This is a genomic window from Jidongwangia harbinensis (assembly GCF_020216025.1).
GTDB lineage: Bacteria > Actinomycetota > Actinomycetes > Mycobacteriales > Micromonosporaceae > Actinoplanes > Actinoplanes harbinensis.
In genome coordinates this window covers 101,490-114,912 of sequence record NZ_JAIWNC010000001.1, presented here as the reverse complement: position 1 = coordinate 114,912, position 13,423 = coordinate 101,490, and the positions used below count along the sequence as shown (strand labels likewise).

At 75.1% G+C, this 13,423-nt stretch carries 11 protein-coding genes; 9 read left to right on the top strand and 2 right to left on the bottom strand.

Annotated elements, in window-relative coordinates; all coding sequences use genetic code 11:
- Nucleotides 1–8: 8 nt before the first annotated feature.
- From LDL48_RS00500 to LDL48_RS00460, 9 genes are read left to right on the top strand one after another with little or no spacing between them, the layout of a single operon-like run.
- Nucleotides 9–284: an acyl carrier protein gene (locus LDL48_RS00500; protein ID WP_225252918.1), complete on the top strand. Its 276-nt coding sequence runs from the start codon at nt 9–11 to the stop codon at nt 282–284.
- On the top strand, nt 281–1,213 hold the full coding sequence (locus tag LDL48_RS44350) for a 3-oxoacyl-[acyl-carrier-protein] synthase III C-terminal domain-containing protein (protein ID WP_225252917.1): 933 nt from the start codon (nt 281–283) through the stop codon (nt 1,211–1,213). The genes LDL48_RS00500 and LDL48_RS44350 overlap by 4 nt, the downstream gene beginning before the upstream one ends.
- 11 nt (nt 1,214–1,224) lie before the next feature.
- Nucleotides 1,225–2,598: a preATP grasp domain-containing protein gene (locus LDL48_RS00490; protein WP_225252916.1), complete on the top strand. Its 1,374-nt coding sequence runs from the start codon at nt 1,225–1,227 to the stop codon at nt 2,596–2,598.
- Complete coding sequence (locus LDL48_RS00485; protein ID WP_225252915.1) at nt 2,595–3,905, top strand: type III PLP-dependent enzyme; 1,311 nt, start codon at nt 2,595–2,597, stop codon at nt 3,903–3,905. The genes LDL48_RS00490 and LDL48_RS00485 overlap by 4 nt, the downstream gene beginning before the upstream one ends.
- Nucleotides 3,902–4,195: an acyl carrier protein gene (locus LDL48_RS00480; RefSeq protein WP_225252914.1), complete on the top strand. Its 294-nt coding sequence runs from the start codon at nt 3,902–3,904 to the stop codon at nt 4,193–4,195. The genes LDL48_RS00485 and LDL48_RS00480 overlap by 4 nt, the downstream gene beginning before the upstream one ends.
- Complete coding sequence (locus tag LDL48_RS00475; protein ID WP_225252913.1) at nt 4,186–5,070, top strand: beta-ketoacyl-[acyl-carrier-protein] synthase family protein; 885 nt, start codon at nt 4,186–4,188, stop codon at nt 5,068–5,070. Before LDL48_RS00480 ends, LDL48_RS00475 begins: the two co-directional genes overlap by 10 nt.
- Nucleotides 5,067–6,320, top strand: a complete 1,254-nt coding sequence (locus LDL48_RS00470; RefSeq protein WP_225252912.1) for a cytochrome P450 — start codon at nt 5,067–5,069, stop codon at nt 6,318–6,320. The genes LDL48_RS00475 and LDL48_RS00470 overlap by 4 nt, the downstream gene beginning before the upstream one ends.
- Entirely contained in the window at nt 6,320–7,930 is a 1,611-nt protein-coding gene (locus LDL48_RS00465) for a flavin-containing monooxygenase (RefSeq protein ID WP_225252911.1), read from the top strand. The genes LDL48_RS00470 and LDL48_RS00465 overlap by 1 nt, the downstream gene beginning before the upstream one ends.
- Before the next feature lie 11 nt (nt 7,931–7,941).
- Nucleotides 7,942–9,801 carry a condensation domain-containing protein gene (locus tag LDL48_RS00460; protein WP_225252910.1) on the top strand — a complete coding sequence of 620 codons (1,860 nt, stop codon included), beginning with the start codon at nt 7,942–7,944 and terminating at the stop codon, nt 9,799–9,801.
- On the opposite strand, the gene LDL48_RS00455 is transcribed toward LDL48_RS00460, so the two are convergent.
- Both LDL48_RS00455 and LDL48_RS00450 read right to left on the bottom strand, forming a co-directional pair.
- The gene (locus LDL48_RS00455) at nt 9,740–11,566 is read right to left on the bottom strand and encodes an ABC transporter ATP-binding protein (protein WP_225252909.1); all 1,827 of its coding nucleotides are present in this window, start codon (nt 11,564–11,566) and stop codon (nt 9,740–9,742) included. The two genes, LDL48_RS00460 and LDL48_RS00455, sit on opposite strands and share 62 nt — an antisense overlap.
- Entirely contained in the window at nt 11,563–13,398 is a 1,836-nt protein-coding gene (locus tag LDL48_RS00450; protein ID WP_225252908.1) for an ABC transporter ATP-binding protein, read from the bottom strand. The genes LDL48_RS00455 and LDL48_RS00450 overlap by 4 nt, the downstream gene beginning before the upstream one ends.
- Nucleotides 13,399–13,423 lie beyond the last annotated feature (25 nt).

Genomic DNA, 13,423 nt, shown 5'->3' with positions numbered 1-13,423 from the left:
AGGGTGCGATGACGAGTTTCGCCGCCGGCGACGCGGCCGCGTCCCTGCGCTCCTGGCTGACCGCGCGGGTCGCCGTCTACCTGGACTGTCCGCCCGGGCAGATCGACCCGGCCCGGTCGCTGGCGGAGTACGGGCTGCACTCGGTGCTGGCGCTCGCGCTGGGCGCGGACATCGAGGACCGGCTGTGCATCGGGCTGGAGCCCACGTTCATCTGGGACCACCCGACCATCGACGATCTGGTGGCGCACCTGTCGGACGCCGTCGCGAAGCAGCACCAGCCGTGACCGCGATCGAGGAGGTGGCCACGTTCGTCCCGGCGGCGCGGACACCGATCGGCGACCTCACCGGCCCGGGCGGCCTCGGCCCGACGGACGTGCGGGTGTTCCAGCGCTACTTCGGACTCCGCGAGGTGGCCCGGGATCCGGACGGCGGGCTCACCCACCTGCTGCGCGCCGCGGCGGACGGCCTGACCGGGCTGCGCGGGCGCGAGGACCGGATCCGGTACCTGATCCACGCCCGCACGGTGGAGTCGGCGCAGCCGTACCCGGTCTGTGCGGTCGAGGAGGTCCGGGACGGCCTCGGCCTGGACGGCGCCATGGCCTTCACGGTCACCCAGCACGCCTGCGCGTCCGGCCTGCTCGCGGTGGATCTGGCCGGGCGGCTGCTGGCCCAGGACGGCGACCCGGCGGCCCGGGCGCTGGTGCTGTCCGGGGAGAAGGCGTTCACCGCGGACGTCCGGACGATCCCGGAGACGTCGGCCATGGGCGAGGCGTCGGCCGCGGCGCTGGTCCGCCTGGACGGCCGCACCGATCGGGTGCTGTCCTACGCCACCCGGACGGAGGGCCGGTTCCACCTCGGACGGCGGCTGCCGGAACGCCTCGCCGAGCAGTTCCGGGCCGAGTACTTCGACCGCCTGGCCGGCGTCGTGCGGGCCGCGGTGCGCCGGGCCGGACTGCGGCTGGCGGACCTCGCGGTGATCCTGCCGCACAACGTGAACCGGCACTCCTGGATCCGGCTGTGCCAGGTGCTGCCGTTTCCGGTCGACCGGGTGCTGCTGACCAACGTGCCGTTGCTCGGGCACTGCTTCTGCGCCGACCCGTTCCTCAACTACCGCACCGCGGTCGAAGCCGGGCAGCTGCGACGCGGCGACCGGTACCTGATGGCGTCGGTCGGTCTGGGCGCCACGTTCTCGGCGATGGTCCTACAACACTGACGGGGGTACGGATGCGGGACTTCCTGGACCGGCTGCGCGAGTCGCTGCTCACCGACCGCGCGGCGCCCATGGTCGTGGTGGGCAACTTCGAGGTCGAGCGCCAGTGGGCCGCGGGCGAACCCGGGCTGCCCGGCACCGGACTCACCACCAGCACCGCGGTGGTGCACCGGATGGACGAGTTCGCGCTGTTCCTGGCCGGGGAGAAGGACCACGTCCTGGTCAAGGCGCCGCCCGACCCCGACTTCCTGAGCTACCTGTGCGAGCTGGGGGTGGACCCGCCCCAGGTGCTGTCTCCCGCCGCGCCGGAGCCGCACCGGGTGGTGACCGCGGACGCGTTGGCCGACCCGCGGCTGCTGGACCGGCTCCGGCAGCTGTCGCCGGCCGGCGCGCAGCTGGTGCCGCACGGTGTCTCGGCGCTGGAGGAGGATCTCGCCCGGGCCTGCGGCCTGCCGCTCGCGGGCAGTCCCGCCGCGGTCTGCAAGGCGGTGAACAGCAAGATCTACAGCCGGCGGCTGGCGGACGCGCTCGGCCTGCCCCAGCCGACCGGATGGACCTGCGAGAACCTCGCCGACTGGGCGGCGGCCTGCCGGTACGCCCGGCCGCTCGTCGCGGACGGTGTCACGGTCGCGGTCAAGGAGGCGTTCGGGGTGTCCGGCAAGGGCATCCTGATCGTCGCGGACGCGGCCCGTCTGGACCAGGTGTCCCGCAAGTTCGCCCGGCGGGCCGAGCGCACCGGCGACGACCGGCTGGCCGTCGTCGTCGAGTTCTGGGTGGATCGCCGGACCGACCTGAACTACCAGGTCACCGTGGGCGCCGACGGCGCGGTCCGATTCGACTTCGTCAAGGAGGCGGTGACCGACGGCGGAGTGCACCGGGGACACCGGTTCCCGCCCGATCTGACCGGCGGGCAGGAGTCGGTGCTGCGCGACGCGGGCGAGGCGATCGGCCGGCGGCTGGCGGCCGACGGGTACCGCGGCGTCGCCGGGATCGACGCGCTCATCACCGAGGACGGCCGGTTGTTCCCGGTCATCGAGATCAACGCCCGGAACAACATGTCCACCTACCAGCTGCGCCTCGAGGAACTGCTGGGCGCCGGGCGGCGGGCGCTGGCCCGGCACCATCCGGTCCGGCTGGCGGCCCGGGTGCCGTTCGGCACGCTGCGCCGGGAACTCGGCGGACTGCTGCACACCCGGCACGGCGACGGCGGAGTCGTGGTGCACAACTTCGCCACGCTCAACGCGGCCGCGGCCGCGACCGAGGGCGCCGGGCCGTTCGACGGGCGGCTGTACGTGCTCCTGCTGGCCGATTCGGAGGCGCGGTTGCGCGCCCTGGACCGGGAACTGGCCCGGCGGCTCGCGGTGCTGGGGGAGGCGGCGGAGCGATGACCGCCGAATTCGCGATCCAGGGACTGCCCGTCGGCCGGCTGGCCGGCACGTTCGGCACCCCCCTGTACCTCTACGACGGCGAGATCCTGCGGCGGCGATGGGCCGGCCTCCGCGCCGGGCTGCCCCCGGCGATGGAGGTGTTCTACTCGCTCAAGGCCAACCCGAACCTGTCGATCTGCGCACTGCTGCGCGGGCTGGGCGCCCGGGCCGAGGTCTCGTCGCTGGCCGAACTGGTCACCGCGCAACGCGCCGGGGTGCCCGCGGGGCACATCGTGTTCCTGGGCCCGGGCAAGACCGTCGACGAGGTGGACGCCTGCCTGCGGGCCGGCGTCGCGGCGATCGTCTGCGAGTCGTTCGGCGAACTCGACCTGATCGACGAGCGGGCCCGGGCGCACGGCACGGTCGCGCCCGTGATGCTGCGGGTGAACCCCGGCTTCGCGGTGAAGGGCTCGGCGCTGACCATGGGTGGCCGGCCCGGTCAGTTCGGCATCGACGAGGCCCACCTGCTGGCGACCGGACCCGGCCGGCTACGCCGCCCGGGTGTCCGCCTGACCGGGATCCACACGTACGTGGGCACCCGGATCCTGAACGAACAGGTCGTCGCGGAGAACACCGCCCGCATCCTCGAGCTGGCCGATCGCCTGAGCCGGCACGGCGGCTTCCCGCTGGAGATGGTGGACGTCGGCGGCGGCCTCGGCATCGCCTACTTCGACGGCGAACGCGACCTGGACCTGGACCTGCTCACCGGCCTGCTCACCCCGATCGTCGGCGACTTCGCGGCCCGCCACCCGCGGACCCGGATCCTGCTCGAGGTCGGCCGCTACCTGGCCGGACCCGCGGGCGTGTACGTGACCCGGGTCAACTACACCAAGACCTCGCACGGCGAGAACTTCGCGATCGTGGACGGCGGCACCAACCACCACATGGCGGCCGTGGGCGTCGGCACCCTGGTCAAGCGGAACTATCCACTGGCGCTGCTCAACCGGATGGACGAGCCGCGCACCGAACGGTGGCACGTGACCGGGCCGCTGTGCACGCCCAACGACACCCTCGGCAAGGCGGTCGGCCTGCCGCCGGTCCGGGTCGGCGACCTCGTCGGGGTGCTGCGCTCCGGCGCGTACGGGCCGTCCGCCTCGCCGGTGCTGTTCCTCAGCCACGGCCACCCGGCCGAGGTGCTGGTCGACCGCGGCCGGGCTTACCTGATCCGCCGCCGGGACACCGTGGACGACCTGCTCCGGGCCCAGCACCTGAGCGACGACCTGATGGCCGGGACGCCGCATCCGATGACCGAAGGAGCCGCACGATGACCGATCGCCGCACCACCTCCGCCGTCCAGCCCGGCGACGGGCACCTGGACCTGGTCCGCCGGGTGGTCGCCCGGGTGCTCCGGCGCGGAGTGGGCGAGATCGGGTACGACGACCGCCTGCTCGACGAGCTCGGCGTCGACTCGATCAGCGCGCTGCAGCTGATCCTGGAGATCGAGGCCGGCCTGGACGCCGACTTCGACCTGGACGACCTGGAACAGCACCACTTCGCCACCGTGCGGTCGCTGGCCGGGTACGTGCACACCCAGGTGAGCGGTCCGCCGTGCTCGTGACCGCCGCCGCGCCCGCACGCCGCCCCGGCGGGACCGCGGCGCTGCCGCTGCGCCTGGTCGCCGCGTACGACCGCGGTTTCGGGCCGCCGGGCGCCGACCGGCCGGGTCCCGGGGCGGAGGAGTACCTGTCCGACCTCGTCGCGAGCGGCGGCGGCCGGTTCCGGCCGGAGATCCTGCGGGCCGGTGGATACACCGCGTTCACCACGATGGCCCGGCGGCTGGTCGACGAGCTGGGTCCGGGCTGGTCGTCGGTGGACCTGGTGATCCTCTGCCACGCCGTACCGGATCTGGACCACCGCCGGTTCCCCGGCACGTTCCTGACCGGCGCGCTGCCCGCCGCGCCGCTCGGTCTGACGCTCTGCGACCAGGGCTCGGTGGTGCCGTTCAGCGCGCTGCGGGTCGCCGGTGCGTACGCCGCCACCGTCCCGCTGCGCCACATCCTGGTGCTGATCCTGGACCAGGCCACCGTCCCCTGGCACGTCGCCGACCGGACCGGTCTGCCGGCCACCGACCGGGCGGTCGCGCTGCTGCTCGAACCGGCGCCCGGGCCGGGCCGTCCCGGCCTGCCGTTGCGGCAGTTCCCGGGCGTGGCTCCGGACGAGGTCGGTGCGCTCCTCAAGGCGCACCTGCCGGACCTGGCCGGCGAGCACGACCGGGTACGGGTGATCGCCTCCCCGGCGGTCCCGGCGGACCACCTCGGCTCCGTCGCGTCGCCGGTGACCGTGGCCCGCCCCGGGCAGCTGTGCACCGCGGGCTGGTCGCAACTGGCCCGGGCCGGCCGGACCCGCGCGCCGGGGCGGACCGTCCTGATCGGATACGACGCCCGGCTGCGGCACCTCTGCCTGGCCGCGGTGGACTCCGACGAGCAGCCGTGAGCGCGCTGACCGACACCGTGGCGTACGGGATCGCGCTGCACCGGCGGCGGGCCCGCCTGGCCGTGCACGCGCTGGCCCGCCGGGACCCGATGGCGCAGCTCGAGGTGTGGCCGGGCCGGTTCGATCCGTACCCCCGCTACGACCGGATCCGGGCCACCGGGCCGATGGTGCGCACCCGCACGGGCGCCTGGGTGACGACCAGCCACGCGCTGTGCGACGAGATGCTCCGCGACCGCCGGTACGGCGTGCAGGCCCGGGACGAGCCGCCCGCCGACAGCCCCACCGAGCTGTCCTTCCTCGACCGGGACCCGCCCGACCACGGCCGGCTGCGGCGACTCGTCGCGCCGGCGTTCACGCCCCGCCGGATCGCGCAGTTCCGGCCGCGGGTCGAGGACATCACCGCCCGGCTCGTGGAGAGCGCCGCCGGCCACCGCTCCTTCGACCTGATCGCGGCGGTCGCGGTGCCGCTGCCGATCGCCGTGATCAGCGACCTGCTCGGCCTGTCCGGCGCGGACCGGGCCGCCCTGGTCCGGTACGGCCGGACCATCGGCGACGGCCTGGACGGTGCCCGGTCACTCGGCCAGGCCAGGCGGTTGCGGCTGGCCCGGGCCGCGCTCGACCGGACCTTCGCCGAGCTGATCGTGCGGCGCCGCCGGGCACCCGGCGACGACCTGGTCAGCCGGCTGCTCGCCGCCGAGGGGGAGCAGCTCAGCCCGGCCGAGCTGCGGGCGCTCTGCACGCTGCTGCTGGTCGCCGGGTTCGACACGACGGTGAACCTGCTGGGGAACGCGGTCCACGCGCTGCTGAGCCACCCGGACCAGTGGGCGATGCTGCGGGCCGACCCGGCCCTGGCCGCCCGCGCCGTGGAGGAGACGCTGCGCTACGACGCGCCGGTCCAGCGGGTCGCCCGGGTCACCCACGAGGCGGTCGAGCTCGGCGGCGTGCCGTTGCGGCCGGGCGAATGGGTCTTCGCGTTGCTGGGCGCGGCGAACCGCGATCCGGCGGCGTACGCCCATCCGGACCGATTCGACCTCACCCGCCCGCCGGCCGCCGAGCACCTGGCCTTCTCCGCCGGCCCGCACTTCTGCCTCGGTGCGGCGCTGGCCCGGCTGGAGGGGGAGGTGGCGCTGGAGGTGCTGGCCCGCCGGCTGGACCTGCGCCCGGGCGGTTCCGGGCGGCGACGGCGCAGCGCGACGATGCGGGGCTTCCGGCGGCTGCCCGTCGTGGCGCGCCCGGCCCGGGACCGCTGATGGACGGGCCCGCCGACCGGCCGGACGTCGTCGTCGTCGGGGCCGGCCCGGCCGGCCTGTACCTGCTCCACCGCCTGCGCCGGCTCGGCCTGACCGCGGTGGTCCTGGAGGCCGCGGACGACCTCGGCGGGACCTGGTACCGGAACCGCTATCCGGGTGCCCGCTGCGACGTGGAGAGCCTGCAGTACTCGTACTCCTTCTCCGCCGACCTGGAGCGGGAGTGGGACTGGTCGGAACGGTTCGCCGGCCAGCCCGAGATCCTCCGCTATCTGCGGCAGGTGGCCGACCGCTTCGATCTGCGTCGCGACATCCGGCTCGGCACCCGGGTGGTCGCGGCACACTACGACGAGGCGGTGCGGGTGTGGCGGGTCCGCACGAGCCACGGCACCACCGTGTCGGCCCGGTACTGCGTCCTGGCCACCGGCTGCCTGTCGGTGCCGAGGTGGCCGCGGATTCCGGGCCTGGACGGCTTCCGCGGCCCGGTGCACCACACCGCCGAATGGCCGCCGGACGGCGTCGAGGTCGCCGGCCGGCGGATCGGCGTGATCGGCACCGGCTCGTCCGCCGTGCAGGCCGTTCCCGTGCTCGCCGAACAGGCCGGCCGGCTGAGCGTCTTCCAGCGCACCCCGGCGTACAGCGTTCCGGCGCACAACCGGCCGCTGAGTGCCGCCGAGCGGCACCGGTTCACGGCACGGCACGACGAGTTCCGGCGCCAGCAGCGGCTGTCGTCCTCCGGCATGGTGACCGGGTATCCGCCGGCGACCCGGTCCGCGCTCGACGTCGACCCGGACGAGCGGGCCGGCACGTTCGAACAGCGCTGGCGGTCCGGCAGCCTGATGGCGCTGATGACCGCGTACACCGACCTGATGACCGACCGGCCGGCCAACGACACGGTGGCCGGCTTCGTCCGCTCGAAGATCCACCGAACGGTCCGCGACCCCGGCGTCGCCCGGCTGCTGTGCCCGGACTACCCCTTCGGCACCCGGCGGATCTGCCTGGACACCGGCTACTACACCGCGTTCAACCGGCCCAACGTCCAACTCGTCGACGTCCGGGCCGACCCGCTGGTCCGGGCGACCGCGCACGGGCTGCGCACGGCGAACCGGGAGTACCGGCTGGACGTCATCGTGGTCGCCACCGGCTTCGACGCGATGACCGGCGCGCTGGCGTCGATCGACCTGCGCGGGCGCGGCGGCCGGTCGTTGCGCGACGAGTGGGCGGCCGGGCCGCGCACCTACCTCGGCCTGGCGATGGCGGGATTCCCCAACCTCTTCACGGTCACCGGGCCGGGCAGCCCGTCGGTGCTCAGCAACATGCTGGTCTCCATCGAGCAGCACGTGGAGTGGATCGCCGACTGCCTGGACGCGCTGCGCCGGCGCGGCCTGACCACCATCGAGGCCACCCGGCCGGCGGTGGACGACTGGGTCGGCCAGGTCGACGCCGTCGCCCGCGGCACGCTGTACCCGACGGTCGACTCCTGGTACCGGGGCGCGAACGTGCCCGGCCGGCCGCGGGTCTTCATGCCGTATCTCGGCGGCGTCGGCGGGTACCGGAAGATGTGTGACGAGATCGCCGCCGCCGGCTACCGCGGCTTCGCGCTGAGCGCCTGAGGTGCACCCGAATGAGGATCGTCCGTACCGGCCCGCTCACCTGGGGCCAGCAGCTGTTCTGGTTCTACAACCACACCTGGTGGACGGACCATCCCGGATCACGTCCGGAGATGACCTGGCAGCTGGCCGTCCCGGACGGGACCCGGGTGGCGGACCTGGGGGCGGCGGCCGCCGCGTGCGCGGAACGGTTCGAGGCGCTGCGGACCGTCTACACCGAACCCGGCGCCGGCCGGCCGGAGCAGTGCGTGCTGTCGTCCTACGACGTGCCGGTGCTGAGCCGCGCCGAGGCCGAGCGGACCGACTTCGGCATCCTCGACCGGCCCGCGGTCCGGGTCGTCGTACCGCGGTCGCGGGGCCGGACCGACGCGGCCGAGCTGACCGTCAACTGCGCGGACCTGGACGGATTCTCGCTGGCCACGGTGGCGAGACTGATCGAGGCGCGGCTGGACCCGGCGCCGGGCGGCCCGGCGATCCGGTACGACGACCAGTTCCACAACATCGACTGGGCGCACCTGGAGACCGGCCGGCTGCGGGGACGGAGCGAACGGGGAATGCGCTGGGCGGAGGAGTTCCGCCGCGCCGTACCCCGCAACGTGCTGCTGGGCCGGGGCGACCGGGAGCGCATCGGCGGCACCCGGCAGCGCTCGGCCGCCATGGTGCAGGTGGTGGACCTGCTGCCCGCGCTGACGTCGGTGGCCGAACGGTGCGGCGTGACGGTGGCGGCCGTGGTCCACGCGACCGCCGCGATCGTGCTGTCCGGTCTGGCCGGCGGGGGCGACGCCCACTTCCATACCGCGGTGGCCAACCGGTGGCGGCGCGAGACGCGGCACATGGTCGGGCGGGTGGCCACGGCGACCGTCTGCCGGGTGCCGGTCGACCCGGCCCACACCGCGCGGCAGCTGTGCCGGGACACCCAGGGCATCCTGTTGCGGGCCTACCAGCACAGCCAGCGCGACTTCGGCGCCTGCCGGATGAACGGCGTCCGGGCGGACGCCGAGTTCGGCGGTACCCTCGTGGTCCCCGCCATGATCGAGTACTTCGGCTATCTCGGCGAGCAGGCCGACGACCGCCCGCGTGTGCTCTTCGACGACGCCCGGGTCGAGGTGCGGGACGGCGGGATCGACGAACTCCGTTTCGAGGTCGCCCCGCTGTGGCCGGGCCTGCGGATCGACCTCGTCGCGGACACCGCCGTCCTGCCGCCCGGGCCGGCCGTGGACACCCTGCACCGGATGGTCGGCCTGCTCCGCGCGGTCGCCGAGGACCCGGACCGTCCCGTCGCCGACCTGCTGCGCGGGGTCCCGCCGATCGGGACCGGCGACCGGCCGGGGCCTCCCGTCGCCGACGCCGCGCAGCTCGGCCGCCGGATCGCCGCCCACGACGGCGTGGACCGGGCGGCGGTCTTCGTGGACGACGCCGGACCGTCGCCGGTCCGCGCCCACCTCAGCGGGACCGGCGTCGACCTGACCGCGCTGCACGAGGACCTGATGCTCGCCGCGGCCGGCAACCCGCTGCTGCGCGTGCCCACCTCGTACCGCCTGGTCCGTTCGGCGCCGGACCGTCCGGCGAGCGAGGCGGCGTGGCGCGGGTGCGAGGCGACCGGGCGGTTCCGTCCCCGGGAGGACTACCGGCGCACCGCCGCGGACGACGAGCGCATCGCGGCCCTCGTCGCGGTGTTCCAGCGCTGGCATCCCGGCGTCCGCTGCGACCCGTCGCGGTGCTACGCGCAGGCCGGCGGCGAGTACCTGCTGATCCCGTCGATGATGGTGGGCCTGCGGACGGCCGGGTACGCCGGCGCCCAGCCGGCCGACTTCATCGGGCTGGCGTCGCTGGCGGCGGTGGCCCGGAAGTTGTCGCGTATCCCCGGGTGCTGACCGCGTGCAGCGCGGCGTACCGGCCGCCGGCGGCGATCAGCTCGTCGTGGTTGCCCGCCTCGGCCAGCCGGCCCCCGTCCAGCACCAGGATCAGGTCGGCGTCGGCCACCGTGGCGAACCGGTGCGAGACGATCAGCGTGATCGCACCGGCGTCCCCGGCCGCGTCGCGGGCCCGGCGCAGGTAGCGGTCGAAGACGGCCCGCTCGCTCGGCGCGTCCAGCGAGGCGGTCGGCTCGTCCAGCACGAACAGCAGGGGCGACCGGCGCATGCAGGCACGCGCCAGGGCGGTCTTCTGCCACTGGCCCTCGGACAGCTCCACGCCGCCGAAGTCGCGGCCCAGCGGCGTGGACAGCCCCTGCGGCAACCGGTCGAGCAGGTCGTCCGCCCCGGCCGCGCGGACGGCCGCCCGGATCCGGTCGTCGTCCGCCAGGTCGCCCGGCTCGCCCAGCCCGACCGCCTCCCGGAACGGTGCCTGGTAACGGCCGAAGTCCTGGAACGCCACCGCCATCCGGCGCCACCAGCCGCGGGTGTCCAGCCCGGCCAGGTCCACGCCGTCCACCAGGATCCGGCCACCGTCCGGTCGGTGGAACCCGCAGAGCAGCTTCACCAGCGTCGTCTTGCCGGATCCGTACTCGCCCACCACCGCGGTGACGCTGCCGGCCGGGAGGTGCACCGTGACGCCGTCCAGCGCGTTCCGGCCGGTGCCCGGGTACCGGTACGTCAGGTCGACCAGCGAGATGCCGTCGGTGAGCCGGCGCGGCGCCGCCCGGTGTCCCGCCTCGCCGCCCCGGGCCTCGGCCGCGTACCGGCGCAGCCACAGGTACGGCTCGACCAGGACGCCGGACTCCGCGGTCTGCGCCGACTTCGCCACCGTCTGCTGCACCAGCCCGCGTACCGTGGTGGCGACGCTGACCGCCAGCACCACGTCGCCGACCGTGCCCTGCGCCCGGTCCGCCCGCAGGATCACCAGGGCGAGGGCACCGGCGAACCCGAGCGTGAACACCGTCCAGGCGCCGGCCCGCCAGGCCGCGCTCACCAGCTGCGCCCGGAACCGGGCGTCGTGCACGTTCCGCCAGGCGCGGGCCTGCCGGCGGACCAGGTCGGACGCGGCCCCGGCGACCCGGATCTCCCCGCCCGGCGCCGCCCGGGTGGCCAGGTCGAACAGGTGCCGCTGCAGCCGGTCGTCCTCGGCGGTGGCGAGTTCGGTCCGGGTCAGCACCCGCCGGCCCCGCACGTCGAACCAGAGCGGGACCGCCGCGAACACCAGCAGCAGCGTCAGGTACGGCGTGACGGTGCCGAGCAACGCCAGCACGATCCCCAGCCGGGCCAGGTTCACCAGCGAGTCCAGCGCGTTCCAGGCGGCCGCCACCAGCCCCCAGGCCGCCCGGTCCAGGGTGGACACCCGGTCCAGATAGTCACTGCGTTCCAGATGGTCCAGCCCGTCGATGCCGCAGATCTCGCCCAGGATCTCCGGCTCCAGCAGCAGCAGGCCGGTCCGGTCCACGACCACCAGGCCGAGCCCGTGCCCGACGCCTTCGACGGTCGCGTTCAGGGTGTACGCGAGCGCGGCCGCGGCGGCGCCGACCAGCGCCGTGGACCGCAGCCCGGCGCCGCTCGCGTTCACCGCCCAGCTCAGCGCCAGCCCGGTCGCGGGCACCGTGACCAGGCTCAGCAACCGGCAGGTCAGGGCCGCCACGGCCACCCCCGGACGGGCCCGGAAGGACAGCCGGAACAGGCGCCACCACAGGCCCGGGTACCGCCTCACACGTCGACCCGGTCCGGGTGGCCGGGCCGGAAGCGCTCGGCCTGGGTCCGGAACATCCGGGCGTACCGGCCGTCGAGCCGGATCAGGTCGTCGTGGTGTCCCGACTCGGCCACCCGCCCGCCGTCCAGCAGCACGATCCGGTCGCTGCGGCGGACCGTGGCCAGCCGGTGCGAGATGAGCACCACGGTCACGCCGGCCGGGCGGTCGCGCAGCCGGTCGAACAGCTCCGCCTCGCTGCGCACGTCGAGATGCGCCGTGGGTTCGTCCAGGACCAGGATCCGGGCGCCGGTGTGCACCGCGTACAGCGCCCGGGCCAGCGCCACCTTCTGCCACTGACCGCCGGACAGGTCGACCCCGCCGGACCGGCCCCGGGACAGCGGCGTGGCCCAGCCGTCCGGCAGCCGGGCCAGCACCTCGGCGAGCCCGGCCTCGGCGGCGGCGCGGTCGCGCGCCACCGGATCGGGGGGAACCGACGCCCGGCCGAGCGTGACGTTGTCCGCCATCGGCAGCTCGTAGCGGACGAAGTCCTGGAACACGACGGCCAGCTGGTCGCGCCACCGGGGGAGCCCGACGTCGCGGAGATCGACGCCGTCCGCGCGGATCCGCCCGGCGGTCGGCTCGTAGAGGCCGGCCAGAAGCTTGGTGAGCGTCGACTTCCCGGCACCGTTCAGCCCGACCAGCGCCAGCATCTCGCCCGGGCGGATGTGCAGATCCAGGCCGTCCAGGACCGTGCGGCCGGTGCCCGGATACCCGAAGCCGACGTCCTCGAACGTGACCAACGGTGGCCGGCCGTTCCGGGGGGCGACCGGTGCGGTCGCCGGGCGCCGGTGGACCGGCGCCAGCACGTCGCGCAACTGCTCCGCCGCGGCCATCACCCGCAGGGCGCCCTCGGTCTCCAGCGCGTCCCAGGTCGGCCCGAGCGCGACGTACACGCCCAGCCCGGCCAGGAACACCGCCACCTGGACGCCGACCGGGGTCCGGCCGTCGACCACCGCGACGGTCACGGCCGCGTAGGCGACGGTGAGCGGCAGCAGCATCAGCAGCGCGCTCGCCGCCCCGGAGCGCTGGACCCGGAGCGTGGTCGCCCAGATCGGGCCGTACATGGCGCGGACCGCGGTGAGCACCTGGGCGACCGCCCAGTCGCCGAACCCGTACACCCGCTGCTCCTTTCCGGTGGACGGCGACAGCACGGTCCGCTTCCAGTAGTCGGCCCGGCGCCCGTCGCCGGCGCCGTGCGCCCAGACCCGCACCACCCGGAGCAGGTCGCGGCGCCGGATCGCCCGGCTCGCCAGCGCCGGCACGGCCAGCAGCGGGACGAGCCACCAGGCGAACACGACCAGCACCGCGGCCGCCGACGCCGCGGCGAGCCAGCGCGCCAGCACACCCACCTGGGCGACCGCGCCGTCCCCGGGCGTCTGCTCGGTCCAGCTCTGCGGATCGCCGGACGCGGTCCGGATCAGGTCCTGCACCGCCGGTCGTTCCAGGACCGCGACGGTGGGCGCGCCGGCGACCAGGGCGGCCACCGTGGCCCGGTGCGACCCGTTGACCCGGGCCCGGACCAGGTAGCGCAGCGGTTCCAGCGCCGCGTCGATCAGGTGCCCGGCCAGGACCGTACCCACGAACAGCGCCAGCGCCGGCAGCCACACCGCCGGTGCGCCGGACGCCTGGCGTACCCGGTCGACCAGCAGACCCATCGCGACCGCCGATCCGGCCGGCAGCAGCGCGAAACCGCCGTATCCGAGGCAGAGCAGGGTCACCGGAACGGTGCCGCCGGGCCGGAGCGCGCGCAGCAGCACCCACCGGTCCCGGACGGTGCGCGGGAGAGACGGCAAGCTGATCCCCGTGAGTCGACGGCAC

Bases quoted from the DNA above. Each gene is read 5' to 3' on its own strand.
- LDL48_RS00500 (WP_225252918.1), top strand. From the start codon at position 9: ATGACGAGTTTCGCCGCCGGCGACGCGGCCGCGTCCCTGCGCTCCTGG.
- LDL48_RS00490 (WP_225252916.1), top strand. From the start codon at position 1,225: ATGCGGGACTTCCTGGACCGGCTGCGCGAGTCGCTGCTCACCGACCGC.
- LDL48_RS00485 (WP_225252915.1), top strand. From the start codon at position 2,595: ATGACCGCCGAATTCGCGATCCAGGGACTGCCCGTCGGCCGGCTGGCC.
- LDL48_RS00480 (WP_225252914.1), top strand. From the start codon at position 3,902: ATGACCGATCGCCGCACCACCTCCGCCGTCCAGCCCGGCGACGGGCAC.
- LDL48_RS00465 (WP_225252911.1), top strand. From the start codon at position 6,320: ATGGACGGGCCCGCCGACCGGCCGGACGTCGTCGTCGTCGGGGCCGGC.
- LDL48_RS00460 (WP_225252910.1), top strand. From the start codon at position 7,942: ATGAGGATCGTCCGTACCGGCCCGCTCACCTGGGGCCAGCAGCTGTTC.